The sequence below is a fragment of the Erythrobacter sp. 3-20A1M genome, assembly GCF_018636735.1.
In the GTDB taxonomy this organism is placed as follows: domain Bacteria; phylum Pseudomonadota; class Alphaproteobacteria; order Sphingomonadales; family Sphingomonadaceae; genus Alteriqipengyuania.
On record NZ_CP045200.1, the window covers coordinates 1,116,839 to 1,135,855 of the forward strand.

Genomic DNA, 19,017 nt, shown 5'->3' on the forward strand with positions numbered 1-19,017 from the left:
GTCTTTAATTTGAACCCGCTTGGGGACTACCGAAATCTCACTGGCAGCTGAGGCATTCCTCGTAATCGGTTTCCGCACCATCACCCGCGGCGAGTTCGTATTTCGCCGCGTCGGGGGTGTTGTCGGTTTCCACCCCGCCCGCGAAGCCGGCGCGCTGCACGCTCTTCGAGCGCAGGTAGTAAAGCGACTTGATGCCCTTCTCCCACGCGCGGAAGTGCAGCATCATCAGGTCCCATTTGTCTACATCGGCGGGGATGAACAGGTTCAGCGACTGCGCCTGGTCGATATAGGGCGACCGGTCGGCCGCGAATTCCAGCAGATAGCGCTGATCGATCTCGAAGCTGGTCTTGTAGACCGCCTTTTCCTCGGCCGTGAGGAAATCGAGATGCTGCACCGATCCACCGCGCTCGAGGATCGAATTCCACACCGCGGTCGAATCCTTGCTCTTCTTGCGCAGCAGTTTTTCGAGATACGGGTTCTTCACGATGAAGCTGCCCGACAGCGTCTTGTGAGTGTAGATATTCGCCGGGATCGGTTCGATGCAGGCGCTGGTGCCGCCGCAGATGATGCTGATCGACGCGGTCGGGGCGATCGCCATCTTGCAGGAAAAGCGCTCCATCGCGCCCATTTCCTCGGCGTCGGGGCACGGTCCACGCTCCTTCGCCAGCACCATCGATGCTTCGTCTGCCTTGGCGCTGATGTGCTGGAACATCTTCAGGTTCCAAGCCTTCGCCATCGGCCCTTCGAGCGGCAGCCCCTTCATCTGGAGGAAGGAGTGGAAGCCCATCACGCCCATGCCGACGCTGCGTTCGCGCGCGGCGGAGTATTTCGCCCGCGCCATCTCGTCCGGCGCACGATCGATATAGTCCTGCAGCACGTTGTCGAGGAAGCGCATGACGTCTTCCACGAACCGCTTGTCCCCGTTCCACTCGTCCCACTTTTCGAGGTTGAGCGAAGAGAGGCAGCACACCGCGGTGCGATCGTTGCCGAGATGGTCGCGGCCCGTCGGCAGGGTGATTTCGCTGCACAGGTTCGAGGTCGATACCTTCAGCCCCAGCTCCCGGTGATGTTTGGGCATCATGCGGTTCACCGTGTCGTTGAACACGATGTAGGGCTCGCCCGTCGCCAGCCGCGTTTCGACCAGCTTCTGGAACAGGCTGCGCGCGTCGACGGTCTTGCGGACCGATCCGTCGCGCGGAGAAACGAGGTCGAACTCGGCGCCGTCGCGCACGGCTTCCATGAAGGCGTCAGACAGCAGCACGCCATGGTGCAGGTTCAGCGCCTTGCGGTTGAAGTCGCCGCTGGGTTTGCGGATCTCGAGGAATTCCTCGATCTCGGGGTGACTGACATCGATATAGCACGCCGCCGAGCCGCGCCGCAGCGAGCCTTGGCTGATCGCCAGCGTCAGCGAATCCATCACCCGCACGAAGGGGATGATGCCGCTGGTCTTGCCGTTCAGGCCGACCGGCTCGCCGATGCCGCGTACCTGGCCCCAATAGGTGCCGATGCCGCCGCCGCGGCTGGCCAGCCAGACATTCTCGTTCCAGGTGCCGACGATGCCTTCCAGGCTGTCCTCGACGCTGTTGAGATAGCACGAGATCGGCAGGCCCCGGCCCGTGCCGCCGTTCGACAGCACCGGCGTGGCGGGCATGAACCACAGGTTCGAGATGTAGTCGTAGAGCCGCTGCGCATGGTCCTGATCGTCGGCATAGGCATCGGCGACGCGGGCGAACAGGTCCTGGAAAGTCTCGTCGGGCAGCAGGTAACGGTCGATCAACGTCTCCTTGCCGAATTCGGTCAGGTTCGCGTCGCGCGCGGGGTCGGTCGTGATGTCGAACCGGCGCGCGTTGACCCGCTTGCTATCGCTTTGCGGAGAAGCAGCGGTCTTCATCGCTTCGGCCATGGCGGATGCCGCGGCGTCGACCAGCGTGCCGGAGCCCGTGTCCTGCTTGTCCATGCTCATCGCCTTCTCGTTCTTCACGGTTCGAGACGAGGTATCCGCGTCGATCGTGTCGACGGCCGCATCCGCGCTATCCATCGTCATCCCGGTATCCTTGCTGAAATCCATCTCGTCGCCCCAATCGCTGGCTTCCCGACGATTCGTGATATCGCCGAATGTTCCACATATGTTCGTGCAAGTCGAGCGCCGTGCGTCCGTCTTGCATATAGGTAGGGTTCGCAGGATTTCCCGTCCCCCGTCAGTCCCCAGGCCGTCCACAGTCTGCCCACCGGTTTGTCCCGGCACCGCTAGGTCTTGGGGCTCGTCTGCGAAGCGAACCACTAGATACTGAATCAGAGCGGCGGAATGCGCAATAGGGCGAAGGGGCGATTTGCCGTGAGCACAGGTCCCGATCACAGGTGTTTTATGATGGCAATACACCGCGACGCGTGGACCAAGCTGGCCTCTCGTCAAGGCAAGCCGGAAAACGAATCCGTGAAAAAATTTATCGCCGGAAAAGCGGTCGAGCGGGGCTTTGAATCAATCGAATCGGAGTGCGCAATTATGCTGCGCCGCGCGCGTGCTCCGCGATCAGCGCAGCGAAGCGATCGACCAGCGGCAATGGCAGGTCGTGACCCATCCCGGGGAAGGTCTCGATCCGCGCGCCGGCGATGCTCGCGGCGGTATCGCGCCCGCCCGCGCACGGGACCAGCGGATCGTCTTCGCCATGAATCACCAATGTCGGGGCCTCGATTCGGCTCAGCCGCGCGCGGCGGTCGCCATCGTGCAGGATCGCGGCGAGCTGGCGCTGCATCCCGGCAGGATAGACGCTGCGGCGGACGGTCTTCGTCACCCGGTCGCGCAACGCCTCCTCGTCCACCGGATAGCCCGGGCTGCCGATAACACGCGCGATCTTCATCCCGTGCGCCACCAGCACAACCTCGTCCGCCGAATCGGGCCGTCTGGTCAGCACGTCCATCGCCTCCTTCTTCGCAGCGGGTAGCTTCGGATTGCCGGTGGTCGACATGATGGAGGTGAGGGTGATGGTCTTGCCCGGATGGTTCGCGGCGACGAGTTGCGCGATCATGCCACCCATACTCGCGCCCACGATATGCGCCCGGTCGATCGCCAACGCGTCGAGCAAGGCGGCGGCATCGTCCGCCATGTCGGCCAGGGTGTAGGGAACCGCAGGCTTCAGCCCGATCTTGCCGAGCAGGATCTGTTTCGCCGGGCCGGGGAACTTCGCCCCTTCCATCTTCTGCGACAGGCCGATGTCGCGATTATCGTAACGGATCACACGGAAACCCTCAGCCACTAACGCATCGATCAGCTCGTCGGGCCATAGCGTCATCTGCGCGCCCAGCCCCATGATCAGCAAAATCACAGGCGCATCGCGGGTACCGCGATCTTCATATTCGAGCGTGATCCCGTTTGCGTTGATCTGGGGCATTCGTGCGTCCCTCCCGCTTCTGTTTCGCCTTCTCCGACGTATCCCTACGGCACCAGCACCGTGTCCTTGGCCACCGGATCGGTCTCCGGCCAGTCGAGCGTGAAATGCAGGCCACGGCTCTCGTGCCGCTTCAGCGCGCTCTTCACGATCAGGTCGGCGGCCTGATGAAGGTTGCGCAGTTCGATAAGGTCGGTGGTAACGCGGAAGGCGCCGTAATAATCCTCGATTTCGCGGCCCAGCGTGGCGATGCGGTGCGCCGCGCGCTCCAGCCGCTTCGTCGTGCGCACGATGCCGACATAGTTCCACATGAACCGGCGAATTTCGGTCCAGTTCTGCTTGATCACGACCTCTTCGTCCGAATCGGTGACGCGGCTAGCATCCCACGGCTTGATCGCCGGCGGCCCTTCCAGATCTTCCCACCGGTCCAGGATATCGCGCGCCGCCGCCTCCCCGAACACGAAGCATTCGAGGAGGCTGTTGGAAGCAAGCCGGTTGGCGCCGTGCAGCCCGCTTTCGGTGCATTCGCCCGCCGCCCACAGACCGGGCAGATCGGTGCGCGCGTCGAGGTCGACCAGCACTCCGCCGCAGGTATAATGCTGTGCCGGTACGACGGGGATCGGCTCCTTCGTCATATCGATGCCGAGGCCCATCAGCTTCTCGTAGATCGTCGGGAAGTGTGCCTTCACGAAATCGGCGGGCTGATGGCTGATGTCGAGATGGACGTAATCGAGGCCGTAGCGTTTGATCTGGTCGTCATTGGCGCGGGCGACGATGTCGCGCGGGGCGAGTTCCATGCGCTCGGCATCGTATTTCGCCATGTAGCGTTCGCCGGTCTGCGGGTTGATCAGCCGCCCGCCTTCGCCGCGCACCGCCTCGGTAATGAGGAAGTTCTTGACCTCCAGATTGTAAAGGCAGGTCGGGTGGAACTGCATCATCTCCATGTTTGAAACGCGCGCGCCCGCACGCCACGCCATGGCGATCCCGTCACCCGTCGCGCCGCGCGGCGCGGTGGAGAACAGATAGACGCGGCCCGCTCCGCCCGCTGCCAGCACCGTAGCGCGTGCGACGTGGCACTCGACCTCGCCCGCCGCCTCGTCCAGCGCATAGGCACCCCACACCCGGCCCGAACCCGAGAACCGTTCCGCATGGTGGCCGGTGATCAGGTCGATGCAGCTACGCCCCGGCAACAGGGTGATGTTGGGATTGGCCTCGGCAGCTTTCAGCAGCGCCTCCTGCACCGCCCAGCCTGTCGCGTCGGCGACATGGACGATGCGGCGGTGGGAATGACCGCCTTCACGGGTGAGGTGCAGGTCGCCGCTTTCGCGGTTGAACGGCACGCCGAGCTCGATCAGCCGGTCGATCGCCAGCGGCGCGCGCTCGATCACGAATTCGACCGTCTCCCGGTCGTTGAGCCCGGCGCCGGCGACCATCGTATCACGAATATGATCGTCGAACGTGTCGCCAGCATCGAGCACCGCGGCGATGCCGCCCTGTGCCCACGCGGTGGAACCGCCATCGAGCGAGCCCTTCGCCAGAACCAGCACTTTCCTCTGCTGCGCCAGCGCCAGCGCGGCGGTGAGCCCGGCAGCGCCCGAGCCGATAACCAGTACGTCGTGATCGGAATGTGACATGGCTCCCCCATGGCGAGCCGGGAGGTTGACGGCAAGCGCAGAGCGTAGGATGGGAACTGGCTACGCGTGGCGATCCAATGGAACGATCGCTGGCGATGGGAACGCAGGGTGGTCAAGACGAAACTGAGATGCCTCTTGGGCAAGCACGAGCCCGACCGGATGCGGGTGTTCGTGGAAAGCGACGGGTTCTTCGGCATCTGCCGTGCCTGCGGGGCGAACATCGTGCGGCGCGACCGGAACGACTGGGTCTCCGATCCGATGGGTCGCGCAGGTATTCTGGCGGAAAGCCGGAAGGGCTAGCCCGCGCCCGTCAGCTGGACGAACACGTCCTCCAGATCCGCCTCGCGCGTGGTCACATCCTCGATCGCGTAGCCGTGGCCCTGCACCAGCGCCAGGACCTGCCCCGCCGTGGTCGTGTCGCGATCGTAGGTGATGTCGAGCCGGCGCGGCTCCACCACCTCCGCCTTCACGAACGCCTGTTCCATCGGCGGGCCGGCGATGTCCTTGTCGACGGTGATCGACACGATCTTCTCGCGCGCCATGCTAACTAGATCGCGGGTCGGCTTGTTAGCGATGAGCTCACCATGGTTGATGATGGCGATCCGGTCGCACAGCTGCTCCGCCTCTTCGAGATAGTGCGTCGTCAGCACGATCGTCACGCCTTGCCGGTTGAGCTCGGTCACCAGTTCCCAGAGCTGGCGGCGCAGTTCGACATCGACACCCGCGGTCGGCTCGTCCAGCACCAGGATCGGCGGGGAATGGACCATCGCCTTCGCGATCAGCAGCCGCCGCTTCATGCCCCCGGAAAGCGTGCGGGCATAGGCATCGCGCTTGTCCGAGAGGTGGACCGCCGCGAGCAGTTCCTCGCTGCGCCGCTCGGCCTTGGGAATGCCGTAGAAGCCGCCTTGGTTCTCCAGCACCTCGAACGGGGTGAAGAACGGATCGAACACGATTTCCTGCGGCACGATCCCGATCGACCGCTTCGCATTGCGCGGATTATCGTCGATGTCGAAGCCCCAGATCGATGCCTGGCCTGAGGTCTTGGTGACCAGCCCCGCCAGGATGTTGATCAGGGTCGACTTGCCCGCGCCGTTGGGGCCGAGGAGGCCGAAAATACCACCCTGCGGCACGTCGAAGCTGACGCCTTTGAGCGCGAGCTTGCCCTCGCCGCCCTTGTCCCCGGCATAGCGCTTGACGAGGTTGTCGATCCGGATGGCGGGAGGCTGGGTCATGGCCCGTGCGCTTAGGGCCCCGGGATGTCTTTGGCTAGAGCGGCGCGCCTTGCCCGTTGCCAGCCGCGCGACGGGGCCTTATCGCATCACCCGCTATGATGACACCGCCTCCCGAAACCGTGAAGGTCCTGACGCGCCGCGTATGGTGCGACGGCGCGACCGATATCCGCAGCGGCGCGAACTATCGCCCCGCCGCGCTGGGCCACCCCAAGGTCTATTTGGAAATCGACGAGCACGGCTACGTCGATTGCGGTTACTGCGACCGCCGCTTCGTGCTGGAAGGCGGACCCGCCGACGGGGTCGACCAGGCGGCGTTGCGCGACATTTCGGAAGGGGCCGACCCGGGCCACCGCTGAAACCGTCGCGCCGCCGGAACCGGCCACACTCAGCTTCGGTTCAGTGTATATTCGCTATTGCCTGACGGCAAAGGAGTACACCAACCATGAAAAAGCTGATTGCAACCGCATTGGCCGCCTCCGCGATGGCGGTCGTTCCTGCAGCTTCGGCCCAGGACGCGCCCAGCAAGGGCGAGCAGGAGCTGGCCAAGATGCTCGAAGGTCGCGTCGCTGGCGAGGCCGAGGACTGTATCTTCGTGAGCGGCACCAGCCCGCAGATGACGATCATCGACAAGACCGCGATCGTCTATCGCCAGGGTAGCACGATCTGGGTCAACCGGCCGGAGCACCCCGAAAATCTCGACGATAGCGATATCCTCGTGACGGAACGGTTCGGCGGAAATTTCTGTCGCCTGGATCATACCTACATGATCGATCGCACCGGAGGGTTCTATTCCGGCCCGGTGTTCCTCGGCGAATTCGTGCCCTACCGCCTGCCCGACAAGGGCTGATCTAGCGAAGACGGTTTCCGCTGCCCCGTCGCGCAATCCGCGCGCACGGGGCAGTTTTTGCATCGGGGCTCGCGCGGGCGGCAGAACGTCTGGCCGAGTTTCTTCAGCAGCAGGTGGTGCTCGTCCATGTCGGCCGCATGCCATTCCGGCGGCAATAGCGGCATGAGTGCGTCATAAGCGCGTGCCGTATCGGCCTTGGCCGGCACGATCCCCATGCGTTGCATGATTCGCCGATGGTGCGAATCGATCACCATGACCGACCGGGCGAAGCCGCTGGTATTCATCACGCCGGCGGCGATCTTGCGCCCCACGCCGGGCAGCGCCTCCAGCCATACCATCGCCTCCGCGGTCGGCAGGTTGGAGAGGTGCCGCAGGTCGACGCTGCCGCGCAAGGCAACGACCCGTTCCAGGCAGGCCTTCAACCGCTGGGCGGATTGCTCGGGAAACGTCTGACGCGCGAGACGGTCGGACAGCTCCGCGACCGGCGCTCTCGCTACCGCTTCCCAGCTGCCGTAGGTCGACAGCAGCGCGTCGGTGGACGCGTTCGACACCGCAGTCTTGCTGCGCGCGCCGATCACGCCATGCACCAGCACCCATTCGGGTGACCGGCGCTTGTCGATCGGTCGGACGATGCGCCCGAAGGCGTCGATCAGCGCGGCCTGCGTTCGGCGCAGGATTTCGGTGCGAGGATCGTCGCCAAAGGGCAGGCGATCGCTCACTCCAGCGGCAGCGGATCGTCGATCTTATTCAGTGCGGGGTAGTCGACATACCCCTCCGCCCCACCACCGTAGAAGGTATCGGCATCGGGCTCGTTATAGGGGCCGTCCGCGGCGATCCGCGCGGGCAGATCGGGATTGGCGATGAACTCGCGCCCGAACGTAACCGCGTCGGCACGACCGTCGCCGACCCACGCGGCCGCCTCCTCCGGTTCGAAATCGCCATTGGCGACGAACACCCCGTCGAACGCCTCACGCATCGCGCCAACGATGCTGTCGCCCTCTTCCGATCCGCCGCTGCCGGTCTGGCCGTTGGGGCGCACGACGTGGAGATAGGCGAGGCCGCGTCCGGCGAGCTTGGCCGCCGCCGCCGGATAGCTCTCCTCCGGCTTCGCGTCGGACGTCCCGCCCGGTCCGCCCATCGGCGACAGGCGCACGCCGACGCGGCCCGCGGGCAGGACCTCGGTAACCGCGGCAACCACCTCGTCCAGCAGGCGCAACCGATTGTCGAGGTTGCCGCCATAGTCGTCGTCGCGCGTATTCGTCTCGCTGCGGATGAACTGGTCGATCAGGTAGTTGTTCGCCGCGTGGATCTCGACGCCATCGAAGCCCGCTTTTGCCGCGCAGCGTGCGGCATGGCGATAGTCGTCCAACAAGCGCGGAATTTGGTCGAGCGGCAGGGCGCGCGCTTCCCCGAATGCGACGGTCGGCCCATCCTCGTGCCGGTCGCCCACGAAGGCCTCACCCTCGGGCGTCCAGGCGCTGGCCGATACCGGCGCCTTGCCGTCGGGCTGGAACACGGGATGGCTGATCGCGCCGACATGCCACAACTGGCAGAAGATGCGCCCGCCTGCGTTATGCACGGCGTCGGTCACCAGCTTCCAGCTTTCCACCTGACCATCGGTGAAGATGCCCGGCGTCCAGGCATATCCCTGCCCCTCGTGGCTGATCTGCGTCGCTTCCGACACGATCAGCCCAGCGGACGCGCGCTGGCTGTAATAGAGCGCGTGCAGCGGGGTCTGCTCGCAATCCTTTGCGGTGGAGCGACTGCGCGTGAGCGGCGCCATCCAGATGCGATTGGGCACGGTGAATTGCGGCAGGTCGAGCGCGTCGAACAGCGCGCTGTGCTGGGTGTCGGTCATGAAGGCTCCGGTGCTGAGGACAATGCGGGCGGGACGCGTCCCGCTCGGTTCGTGTTTGCAACGCGAATGGCCCGCGCTGCGTTCCGGCTGCCGGGTCTACGAGGCCGCGTAGCGTGCGGCGAACACGGCCTCGCGCTCGGCTTTCTTCATCCCTGCGGTTTCGTCCATGAAGCGATTGCGATCAGCGCGGGTCGCGAACACCCACACGCATACGCTGTCCGGCCCGTGGTAGATCGCCTTCAGTTCGTCGTCGATCGCGTTGAGTTCGGGCGGGATGGCCACAGGGATGCAAATGGAATTCATGGCGCTGCCTCTGATGGTTGCGGATCGTTTATAGCTCGCGCGCGAACCGCAGACTGGTTCGCATGTAGCCGTGCCGCTCATAGAAACGATGCGCGGCTTCCAGTTCGAAACGGCTGGTCACCTCGATCAGCGTGCACCCTTGGCTCGATAGCCGCCCCTGCGCGGCATGCACCAGAGCGCTGCCAATCCCGCAGCCTCGCCAAGCCTCTTCCACGACCAGGACCGAAATCCGGCCGACCGGTGCGGGGCGGTGCGGAGTCACCATCCGGCTAGTTGCGATGCAGCCCACAGGCGTGTCATCGGTAGTCGCCGCCACCAACAGGCCGTCGCCGCGATCCTGCATGGCGGTCAACCGATCCGCAATCAGTAGGGGCGAGAGATCGAAACGGATCGATCCGAACAGGCGCGAAATCGCTTCGCAATCCGCGGCGCGGCCATCCCGGATCGCGAAATCGCTCATCGAAGGCCGTTTGCTTTCAGGCGGATCACTCCCACTCGATCGTGCCCGGCGGCTTGCTGGTGTAATCGTAGACCACGCGGTTGATGCCCTGCACCTCGTTGACGATGCGGGTGGCGCACTGGGTCAGGAAGGCCGCATCGAAGGGATAGACGTCGGCGGTCATGCCGTCGGTGCTGGTCACGGCGCGCAAACCGCACACGCTGTCATAGGTGCGCCCGTCACCCATCACGCCCACGGTCTTGACCGGCAACAGCACGGCGAAAGCCTGCCAGATCGCGTCGTAGAGCCCGGCGTTGCGGATCTCCTCGAGATAGATCGCGTCGGCCTTGCGCAGGATGTCGCAGCGCTCCTTCGTCACCTCGCCGGGAATGCGGATGGCGAGGCCGGGGCCAGGAAAGGGGTGACGGCCGACGAAGGCCTCTGGCAGGCCCAGCTCGCGGCCCAGATCGCGCACCTCGTCCTTGAACAGTTCACGCAAGGGCTCGACGAGCGCCATGTCCATCCGCTCCGGCAACCCACCGACATTGTGATGGCTCTTGATCGTCACGCTCGGCCCGCCGGTAAAGCTGACGCTCTCGATCACGTCGGGATAGAGCGTGCCCTGCGCGAGGAAATCCGCCCCGCCGATCGCCTTCGCCTCTTCCTCGAACACGTCGATGAAGGTCTTGCCGATGAACTTGCGCTTCTTTTCGGGGTCGGTTTCGCCCGTCAGGCCGGACAGGAAGCGCTCCTCCGCGTCCACCACCACCAGCGGGATGTTGTACGATCCGCGAAACAGCGATTCGACCTGCTCGCGCTCGTTGGTGCGGAGCAGCCCATGGTCGACGAACACGCAGGTCAGCTGCTCGCCGATCGCCTCGTGGATCAAGACCGCGGCGACCGCGCTATCGACGCCGCCAGAGAGGCCGCAGATCACCCGCTTGTCGCCGACCTGCGCGCGGATTTCCTCGATCTTGGTCGCGCGAAATTCGGCCATGGTCCAGTCGCCCGCGAGCCCGCAGACATGCCGCGCGAAATTGGCGAGTAGCTTCGCGCCGTCGGGCGTGTGCACGACCTCCGGGTGGAACTGCGTGCCGTAGAGTTTGCGCGACTCGTCGGCGATCACGGCGAAGGGCGCGCCGTCGCTGGTCGCCACGATCTCGAACCCCTCGGCGAACTGGGTGACCTTGTCGCCATGGCTCATCCACACCTGGTGCCGCTCGCCGACCTGCCACAGCCCGTCGAACAAGGCGCATTCCTGTGTGACGGTGAGATAGGCGCGCCCGAACTCTCCCCCTTCGCCCGTCTCGTGCCCCGGCCGGACCTCGCCGCCGAGCTGGTGCGTCATGACCTGCTGGCCGTAGCAGATGCCCAGGATCGGCAGGCCGCTGTCGAACAGCACCTGCGGCGCGCGCGGGCTGCCGTCCTCAGGCACGCTGGCGGGCGAGCCGGACAGAATGATGCCCTTCGGTTTGAGCCGCTCAAACGCCTCCTCGGCCTGTGTGAAGGGAGCGATCTCGGAATAGACGCCCGCCTCGCGAATGCGGCGCGCGATCAGTTGCGTCACCTGGCTGCCGAAATCGACGATCAGGATGGAATCGGGAAGGTGCTCTTGGTCCATGCGCGCACCTAGGCCACGCGCGCGAGGCAAGTCCAGCGTACGGCGCGCGGCTATCCGCCGCTCAGCGAGCCGAGCACGAAGGCGAGTATCACGCCGAGCGCGGTGGCGACCCCGGCCCAGTGGCGATCCTCCTTGAACGCCTGTGGGAAAACTTCCGTCGCGAGGCTCGCGACCACGGCCCCAGCCGCGAAGCAGCGGATCACCGCCAGCACTTCCTCGGGCGCACCTTCCAGCAACAGGTTGCCCGCGATCGCCGCGGCAGACAGCAAGGCGGCGGTCGCGACCCACAGCCACAGCACCTTTGTTTTGGAGTGCCGTCCGCCTGCCATGCTCTTGGCCCCGCCCGCCGCCTCCGGCAGGTTGGAAAGCAGGATCGAACCCGCCAGCGCCGCGACCTCCTTCGGACCGGCACCGATCAACGCGACGCCGAGCGCGAGGTTCTCGGGTATCCCATCAAGCGTGATCGCCGCCAGCAATCCGCCGCCCGAGTTCGAGCCCCATTTCTCGTCGACCAGATAGTCGAGCACCGCGAACACCACCGCTCCCGCCCCGACACCCGCCATGGCGTGAAATATCGAGCTCTTGTCGATCGACGGCTCAATCAATTCGCTGACCACCGACAGCAGCAGCGCACCGCCCGCCAGCGCGACGATGAACCCCTCGGTACGTTTTCCCAGCTTTCCGTAAATTCCCCAGGCCGCGCCGAGCACGAGCGCTCCCGATACGACCGCAACTACGATAAGCGTCATGATCATGGTTCCGCCGCTAGGCCCTCCCGTAGGAGCGGTAAAGCGGATCGGCGGGGTACCCCGCAGAAAAATGCTTCCCTTTCAAGCAACAAGGTTGCGCAAGTTTGCGCGCTTTTCACGTAATCTCCCGTTCATGTTGCGCATAATGCAACTCACCTGCGGATTTTCTCACTTTTGGCTGGCGCAAGACGCGCCTATTTGCCCCTCAGAGCCGGGCGGCGAGTGCCTCTCTCCCCCTCCCCCCAAAGCCTCGCCGTCCGGTCCTCTACCTCCCCACACATTCGAGCACCCCGATCATCACGTCGCTTCAGGCGCGAGGCGCGCGATGGATTTCGCCCGCTTTCCAAGCCGTGGACAATAGCGGCCGAGACAGCGCACGAAACTTGGGTTTTCCTGCGGCCGCGCCTATATAATCGGCATGGACGAGAACACCGGAAACACCCCCAAAAAGAATGGCTATGGCGCGGACTCGATCAAGGTCCTGAAAGGCCTCGACGCGGTCCGCAAACGGCCCGGCATGTATATCGGCGATACCGACGACGGGTCGGGCCTGCACCACATGGTGTTCGAGGTGTCGGACAACGCCATCGACGAAGCGCTGGCCGGGCATTGCGACCTCGTACTGATCGAACTCAACCCCGACGGCTCGGTTTCGGTCGAGGACAATGGCCGCGGCATTCCGGTGGACATGCACAAGGAAGAAGGCGTGTCGGCGGCAGAGGTCATCATGACCCAGCTGCACGCGGGCGGGAAGTTCGAGAACACGAGCGACGACAATGCCTACAAGGTGTCGGGCGGCCTCCACGGCGTTGGCGTCTCGGTCGTCAACGCGCTCAGCGAATGGCTCGAACTCAAGGTCTGGCGCGACGGCAAGGAGCACTGGATGCGCTTCGAGCATGGCGACGCCGTGAAGTCGCTCGAAGTTACGGGCGATGCCCCGCCGGTCGAGAGCAATGGCGACGAGGACGGTTTGAAGAAGGGTACGCGCGTCACCTTCCTGCCCAGCACCGACACGTTCAAGAACGTCACCGAATTCGATTTCGACAAGCTCGAGCACCGCTATCGCGAACTCGCCTTCCTCAATTCCGGCGTGCGCATCAAACTGCGCGACCGGCGGGGCGAGGAAACCGCGGAGCATGACCTGTTCTACGAAGGCGGGATCGCGGCCTTCGTCAAATATCTCGACCGCAACAAGGAAGCGCTGATCGCCGAGCCGATCTCGGTGAGCGCGGAGAAGGACGGCATCGGGATCGACGTCGCGTTGGAATGGAACGACTCGTATTACGAGAACGTCCTCACCTTCACCAACAACATCCCGCAGCGCGACGGCGGCACGCACCTCGCCGCCTTCCGCGCCGCGCTGACCCGCACTCTCAACAACTACGCATCGGCCAGCGGGCTCATGAAGAAGGAGAAGGTCAGCCTCTCGGGCGAGGACATGCGCGAAGGTCTTACCGCGATCGTCTCGGTCAAGCTGCCCGATCCCAAGTTCGGATCGCAGACCAAGGATAAGCTGGTCTCCTCCGAGGTCCGCCAGCCGCTGGAATCGCTGATGGGCGAGAAGATGACCGAGTGGCTGGAGGAAAACCCCGCCGACGCGAAGGCGATCATCCAGAAGATCATCGACGCCGCCGCCGCGCGCGAGGCCGCGCGACGCGCACGCGAAATGAGCCGCAAGGGCGCGATGAGCATCGCCTCGCTCCCCGGCAAGCTTGCCGATTGTCAGGAACGCGACGCGACGAAGGCAGAGCTGTTCCTGGTCGAGGGTGATTCGGCGGGCGGCTCCGCCAAGCAGGGCCGCGATCGCAAGACGCAGGCGATCTTGCCGCTCAAGGGCAAGATTCTGAACGTCGAGCGCGCGCGCTTCGACCGGATCATTTCGTCGAAGGAAGTCGGCACGCTGATCCAGGCGATGGGCACCGGCCTGCGCGACGAATTCAACCTCGACAAGCTGCGCTATCACAAGATCGTGATCATGACCGACGCCGACGTCGACGGCGCGCATATCCGCACGCTACTGCTCACTTTCTTCCACCGCCAGCTGCCCGAGATCGTGAAGGCGGGCCACCTCTTCATCGCCCAACCGCCGCTCTACAAGGTGAGCAAGGGCCGGTCCGAGGTGTACCTGAAGGACGATCGCGAGCTCGACCGCTACCTCACCAGCACCGGGCTCGACGGACGCGTCCTGCAAACCGCAGGCGGCGCGCGGGCGGATGCCGATCTCGCCGCGCTGGTCGACCACGCGATGCGCGTGCGCAGTCTGATCGGCTTCGCGCCGCGCCGCTACGACCCCGTCATCATCGAAGCGCTGGCCATGGGCGGTGCGTTCGATCCGGCCGATCCGGGTTCGGCAGCCGCGCTGGATGCCGCCGCGGCACGGTTGCAGATGGGCGATAGCGAGGCCGAGTGGTCGGGCCGCCGGGGCGAAGACGGCAACGTCCGGCTCGAACGGGTGTGGCGCGGCGTGACCGACGTCCACCTGGTCGATGCCAAGTTCCTCGAAAGCGCGGAGGCGAGGAAGCTCCATTCCGTGCTGGCGCTGGAGGCGGAAACCTACGCCGCGCCCGCCTTGCTGGTGAAGGGTGGTACGCAGGAGCCGGTCTCGCCCGAAGGGGAAGGCGACGACGAAACCGATTCCGATTCGCCCGCGCTGACGGACGACAACGCGATCACGCGCCCGACGCAATTGCTCGACGCGGTGCTGGCAGCGGGGCGCAAGGGCCTGTCGGTCCAGCGTTACAAGGGGCTGGGCGAGATGAACGCGGAACAGTTGTGGGAGACCACGCTCGACCCCGAAAACCGCTCGCTGCTGCAGGTAAAGGTCGAAGATGCCGACGTGACCGACGAGATCTTCACCCGCCTGATGGGCGACGTGGTCGAGCCGCGCCGCGAGTTCATCCAGGTCAACGCCCTGAACGTCGCGAACCTCGATATCTGACCCCGCTCAGGCCGACGATTAGAACAGATCGCTGACGCCGATGGCCGTGTCTCCTGCGGGGACGGCCCGGCTCGACAAGCGACGTGCGGCCCGTCACAGCCGGCCTGCGATGCATTACGATGCGATTATCCTGGGCGGCGGAGCGGCCGGCCTGTTCTGCGCCGCCATAGCGGGGCAGCGCGGGCGGCGCGTGCTGGTCTTGGAGCGGTCGGAGACAATCGGCAGAAAGATTCTGATTTCCGGCGGAGGGCGGTGCAATTTCACCAATCTCGGTACCGGGCCGGAGAACTATCTCTCGGCCAATCCGCATTTCGCCAAGAGCGCGCTCGCCCGTTATACGCCGCGCGATTTTCTCGATCTGGTCGAGCGATACGGCATCGCCTGGCACGAGAAGACACTGGGTCAGCTGTTTTGCGACGGGAGCGCCCGGCAGATCGTCGACATGCTGGTGGCCGAATGCGACAAGGGCGGGGTAGAGATTGTAACCGGCGCGCAGGTTTCGTCGGTCGAGGCGGTGGACGACGGCTACCGCGTCTCTTCCCACGATGCATCCTACGCAGGCGCGCAACTCGTCATCGCCACCGGTGGCCCATCCATCCCCAAGATGGGCGCGAGCGATTTCGCCTACCGGCTCGCGCGGCAATTCGGTCTCAAGGTCGTCGAACCGCGCCCGGCGCTGGTACCACTGGTGCTCGGCGGCGAGGAAGTACTGTTCCGCGAGCTGTCGGGCGTCTCCGCCCCGGTCGAAACCAGCTCTGGCAGCAACAAAGCGCGCGGCACTTTCCGCGAGGCGGCGCTATTCACGCATCGCGGACTGTCCGGCCCGGCGATATTGCAGGCGAGTTCCTACTGGCGACCGGGCGAGCCGGTGGACGTGGATTTCGTGCCCGACGCCCCGGATGGCTGGTTGATCGCGGCAAAAGCGCAGGCTCCGCGAAAGACAGCCGCGGCGCTCCTCGCAGAACATTTGCCCCAACGTCTCGCGGAAACTCTGGCCGACCGGCTGGGGCTGGATCGTCCCCTCGGTGAGACGACCGACAAGGTGTTGCGCGCGGCAGAGGCGCTGCTTGCCAATTGGCGCTTCACGCCATCGGGGAGCGAGGGTTTCGCCAAGGCGGAGGTGACCGCGGGCGGCATCGCCACTGCCGAGATGTCCTCGCAGACTCTGGGGGCGAAACGCGTGCCCGGCCTTTACGCAATCGGCGAAGCGGTGGACGTCACCGGATGGCTCGGCGGCTATAACTTCCAGTGGGCGTGGGCGAGCGGTTACGCCTGCGGGCAGGCGCTCTAGCACTCCACCATTCGGCCTGCCCTAAGGCGTGGGAGTGGCAGCCGGGGCTGGGCTACGGGTACCGGGCGTGGGTGAACCCGGCAGGTCGGACATGACCGGCGGAGCGGTCTCGGGCGTTGCCGCACCGGTGGTGGCTTCCGGAACGGTGACCGTTTCCACAGGCTCTTCCGGCAGGTCGACCGGCACGCCGGTTTCGGGCGCGGTGGTCGCACCGACCATGTCCGTGGTGTTGTCCTGCTCGTCCTGCGCAGGCTCTCCGCAAGCGGCGAGACCGAGCGCGAGCGAACCGGCGAGGGCGATTTTGGCGAGGATGCGCATGGGAACTCCTTCGAAGACTGATGCCCCCGATCTACGAATGAAGGGCTATGGAAGTTTCACGCACGTTCGGGTTGGGCGCGCCCGTGCTGCGCCCAACCCGCTAGAGCGCCCGCGTCCTTCGACTTGCCATAACGCTAAAAGTGAATTTACCATGTTCGCATCGGGGGCCTCGCCCCGAGTCGGCAGGGGGAGTTCGACCATGTATCGTTGGGGTATGGGAATTGCGGCGATTGTGCTCGCGGGTGCCGGTCCTGCGCAGGCCGCGACGGTAATCGATTCCGGGACGTTCGACGCGGACGATTTCGTGTACGAGTCGCCCAGCACCACGCTGGGTCCGGGCCGCTACCGCTTCGTGGTGCAAACCTCGGTGCCGGTCGAGGGATTCTTCGGTGACGCGATCAAGCAGACCACCACCAATTTCTATTGCGACGAGGGCGATGGCGAGTTCGCCTGCGGCGGTGACGACGTCCCGACCTACGCTTCGTTCACACAGGTCAATCCGTCGCGATATCTGGCGACGCTGACCGTGGATGCACCGCAAACGGTGTATTTCGGCGGAGGCGGGTTCGAGACCGGCTACGACGAATTCGACAGCTGCTGCGAATTCGAATTCTCCTTCGAGACGACCCAGGCCGGCAGCTACACGCTGTCTTACGGCGCGGTTCCGGAACCGGCGCTGTGGATGCTGATGATCCTCGGCTTCGGCGCGGTCGGCGGGGCGATGCGCAAGCGGCGCACAACGGCCAGCGCTTCCTACGCCTGAACCGTTTCGCTTAGCTACATCCTGAACACGCCGAAGCGCGGACGCTCGGGGATCGGGGCTTCGAGCGTGGCGGCGAACGCCAGGCCCAGCACATCGCGGGTCTGCGCCGGATCGATCACCCCGTCGTCCCACATCCGCGCGGTGGCGTAATAGGGATTGCCCTCGCTCTCGTACTTCTCGCGGATCGGGGCCTTGAATTCCTCGGCCTGCTCCTCGGTCCAGCTGTCGGCATCGCGGTGGACGGTCGCGAGCACGCTCGCCGCCTGTTCGCCGCCCATCACGCTGATGCGTGCGTTGGGCCAGGTGAACAGGAAGCGCGGCGAATAGGCGCGGCCCGCCATTCCGTAATTGCCCGCCCCGAAGCTGCCGCCGATTACCACCGTGATCTTGGGCACGTTGGCGGTGGCGACCGCGGTGACGAGCTTCGCCCCATGCTTGGCGATACCTTCCGCCTCGTATTTCCCGCCGACCATGAAGCCGGAGATGTTCTGGAGGAACAGCAACGGGATGCGCCGCTGGCAGGCAAGCTCGATGAAATGCGCGCCCTTCATCGCGCTTTCCGAGAACAGCACGCCGTTATTGGCGAGGATCGCGACCGGCATGCCCCAGATATGGGCGAAGCCGCATACCAGCGTGCCGCCGTAATCCTTCTTGAACTCGTGGAACTCGGACCCGTCCACCAGCCGCGCGATCACCTCGTGCACGTCGTAGGGCGCGCGCACATCCTCGGGGATCAGGGCATAGAGGTCGTCCGCGTCGAATTTCGGCGGGCGCGGGTCCTTCACCGCAATATCCGCCGCCTCGCCGGTGTTCGCGCCCAGATGGCTCACGATGTCGCGCACGATGGTGAGCGCGTGCTCGTCGTTCTCGGCCAGGTGGTCGACCACGCCGCTCTTTTTCGCGTGGAGGTCGCCGCCGCCCAGATCCTCGGCGCTGATTTCCTCTCCCGTCGCCGCCTTCACCAGCGGCGGACCGGCGAGGAAGATCGTGCCCTGGTTGCGCACGATCACGGTCTCGTCGCTCATCGCCGGGACATAGGCACCGCCTGCGGTGCAGGACCCCATCACGCAGGCGATCTGCGGGATGCCGAGCGACGACATCTGCGCCTGGTTGAAGAAGATCCGCCCGAAATGGTCGCGGTCCGGGAAGACCTCTGCCTGATAGGGCAGGTTCGCGCCGCCGCTGTCGACCAGATAGATGCATGGCAGGCGGTTTTCCTGTGCGATTTCCTGCGCGCGCAGATGCTTCTTGACCGTCATAGGGTAGTAGCTGCCGCCCTTCACCGTGGCGTCGTTGGCGGCGATCATCACCTGCCGCCCGGCCACGCGCCCGATCCCGGCGATGATCGATGCGCCGTTGACGTCGCCGCCGTACATGCCGTTCGCGGCCAGCTGCCCGATCTCGAGAAAGGGACTTCCCGGATCGAGCAGTCGCTCGACCCGCTCGCGCGGCAGAAGCTTGCCCCGTTCGACATGCTTGTCGCGATGCCGCTCCGGCCCGCCGAGCGCCGCTTCGGCCACGCGGGCACGCAATTTGGCGGCCAGCGCGCGGTTGTGTTCGAAACGGGCTTTCGCTTCGGGGCTTTCCCGGTCGAGCGTCGAAGTCAGCACAGGTGCGGTCATGGGCAATGCGCCTAGC

At 65.1% G+C, this 19,017-nt stretch carries 18 protein-coding genes; 6 read left to right on the forward strand and 12 right to left on the reverse strand.

Annotation, left to right across the window (positions count from 1 at the left end; all coding sequences use genetic code 11):
• Positions 1-37: 37 nt before the first annotated feature.
• The 3 genes from F7D01_RS05510 to nadB all read right to left on the reverse strand — a co-directional run bounded on the left by F7D01_RS05510 (position 38) and on the right by nadB (position 5,020).
• Complete coding sequence (locus tag F7D01_RS05510; protein WP_215229207.1) at positions 38-2,068, reverse strand: ribonucleoside-diphosphate reductase subunit alpha; 2,031 nt, start codon at positions 2,066-2,068, stop codon at positions 38-40.
• Between the two features lie 433 nt (positions 2,069-2,501).
• Entirely contained in the window at positions 2,502-3,389 is an 888-nt protein-coding gene (locus F7D01_RS05515) for an alpha/beta fold hydrolase (RefSeq protein WP_215229208.1), read from the reverse strand.
• Between the two features lie 44 nt (positions 3,390-3,433).
• Complete coding sequence (nadB, locus tag F7D01_RS05520; protein WP_215229209.1) at positions 3,434-5,020, reverse strand: L-aspartate oxidase; 1,587 nt, start codon at positions 5,018-5,020, stop codon at positions 3,434-3,436.
• 66 nt (positions 5,021-5,086) lie between these two features.
• Here nadB and F7D01_RS05525 point away from each other — a divergent pair, with 66 nt between their 5' ends.
• The gene (locus tag F7D01_RS05525; RefSeq protein WP_215229210.1) at positions 5,087-5,320 is read left to right on the forward strand and encodes a hypothetical protein; all 234 of its coding nucleotides are present in this window, start codon (positions 5,087-5,089) and stop codon (positions 5,318-5,320) included.
• On the opposite strand, the gene F7D01_RS05530 is transcribed toward F7D01_RS05525, so the two are convergent.
• The gene (locus tag F7D01_RS05530; RefSeq protein WP_215229211.1) at positions 5,317-6,252 is read right to left on the reverse strand and encodes an ABC transporter ATP-binding protein; all 936 of its coding nucleotides are present in this window, start codon (positions 6,250-6,252) and stop codon (positions 5,317-5,319) included. The genes F7D01_RS05525 and F7D01_RS05530 overlap by 4 nt on opposite strands.
• 98 nt (positions 6,253-6,350) lie before the next feature.
• Here F7D01_RS05530 and F7D01_RS05535 point away from each other — a divergent pair, with 98 nt between their 5' ends.
• Both F7D01_RS05535 and F7D01_RS05540 read left to right on the forward strand, forming a co-directional pair.
• The gene (locus tag F7D01_RS05535; protein WP_215229683.1) at positions 6,351-6,608 is read left to right on the forward strand and encodes a zinc-finger domain-containing protein; all 258 of its coding nucleotides are present in this window, start codon (positions 6,351-6,353) and stop codon (positions 6,606-6,608) included.
• A gap of 86 nt (positions 6,609-6,694) precedes the next feature.
• Positions 6,695-7,099, forward strand: a complete 405-nt coding sequence (locus F7D01_RS05540; protein WP_215229212.1) for a hypothetical protein — start codon at positions 6,695-6,697, stop codon at positions 7,097-7,099.
• On the opposite strand, the gene nth is transcribed toward F7D01_RS05540, so the two are convergent.
• The 6 genes from nth to F7D01_RS05570 form a co-directional block, all read right to left on the reverse strand.
• Complete coding sequence (gene nth / locus F7D01_RS05545) at positions 7,075-7,818, reverse strand: endonuclease III (RefSeq protein ID WP_251567088.1); 744 nt, start codon at positions 7,816-7,818, stop codon at positions 7,075-7,077. The genes F7D01_RS05540 and nth overlap by 25 nt on opposite strands.
• A complete protein-coding gene (locus F7D01_RS05550; RefSeq protein ID WP_215229213.1) occupies positions 7,815-8,957 on the reverse strand; it encodes an alkene reductase in 1,143 nt (380 codons plus the stop codon). The genes nth and F7D01_RS05550 overlap by 4 nt, the downstream gene beginning before the upstream one ends.
• 96 nt (positions 8,958-9,053) lie before the next feature.
• Positions 9,054-9,260, reverse strand: a complete 207-nt coding sequence (locus tag F7D01_RS05555) for a hypothetical protein (RefSeq protein ID WP_215229214.1) — start codon at positions 9,258-9,260, stop codon at positions 9,054-9,056.
• A 28-nt stretch (positions 9,261-9,288) separates the two neighbouring features.
• Positions 9,289-9,720, reverse strand: a complete 432-nt coding sequence (locus F7D01_RS05560) for a GNAT family N-acetyltransferase (RefSeq protein WP_215229215.1) — start codon at positions 9,718-9,720, stop codon at positions 9,289-9,291.
• Between the two features lie 25 nt (positions 9,721-9,745).
• Positions 9,746-11,320 (reverse strand): glutamine-hydrolyzing GMP synthase, encoded by a 1,575-nt coding sequence (gene guaA / locus F7D01_RS05565; protein WP_215229216.1) that lies wholly within the window; start codon positions 11,318-11,320, stop codon positions 9,746-9,748.
• Between the two features lie 50 nt (positions 11,321-11,370).
• The gene (locus tag F7D01_RS05570) at positions 11,371-12,069 is read right to left on the reverse strand and encodes a ZIP family metal transporter (RefSeq protein WP_251567090.1); all 699 of its coding nucleotides are present in this window, start codon (positions 12,067-12,069) and stop codon (positions 11,371-11,373) included.
• Between the two features lie 418 nt (positions 12,070-12,487).
• Here F7D01_RS05570 and gyrB point away from each other — a divergent pair, with 418 nt between their 5' ends.
• Together gyrB and F7D01_RS05580 are read left to right on the forward strand one after the other, a co-directional pair.
• Positions 12,488-15,007, forward strand: a complete 2,520-nt coding sequence (gyrB, locus tag F7D01_RS05575; protein WP_215229218.1) for a DNA topoisomerase (ATP-hydrolyzing) subunit B — start codon at positions 12,488-12,490, stop codon at positions 15,005-15,007.
• A 109-nt stretch (positions 15,008-15,116) separates the two neighbouring features.
• The gene (locus F7D01_RS05580) at positions 15,117-16,298 is read left to right on the forward strand and encodes an NAD(P)/FAD-dependent oxidoreductase (protein ID WP_215229685.1); all 1,182 of its coding nucleotides are present in this window, start codon (positions 15,117-15,119) and stop codon (positions 16,296-16,298) included.
• A 21-nt stretch (positions 16,299-16,319) separates the two neighbouring features.
• Here the strand turns inward: F7D01_RS05580 and F7D01_RS15180 are convergent, their stop codons facing one another.
• Positions 16,320-16,616, reverse strand: a complete 297-nt coding sequence (locus F7D01_RS15180) for a hypothetical protein (protein ID WP_251567092.1) — start codon at positions 16,614-16,616, stop codon at positions 16,320-16,322.
• Between the two features lie 199 nt (positions 16,617-16,815).
• Between F7D01_RS15180 and F7D01_RS15185 the strand changes: the two genes are divergently transcribed.
• Positions 16,816-17,379 carry a PEPxxWA-CTERM sorting domain-containing protein gene (locus F7D01_RS15185; RefSeq protein ID WP_251567094.1) on the forward strand — a complete coding sequence of 188 codons (564 nt, stop codon included), beginning with the start codon at positions 16,816-16,818 and terminating at the stop codon, positions 17,377-17,379.
• A 14-nt stretch (positions 17,380-17,393) separates the two neighbouring features.
• Here F7D01_RS15185 and F7D01_RS05590 read toward each other — a convergent pair whose 3' ends face one another.
• Positions 17,394-19,001, reverse strand: coding sequence for a carboxyl transferase domain-containing protein (locus F7D01_RS05590; RefSeq protein WP_215229219.1), 1,608 nt, complete (start codon positions 18,999-19,001; stop codon positions 17,394-17,396).
• Positions 19,002-19,017 lie beyond the last annotated feature (16 nt).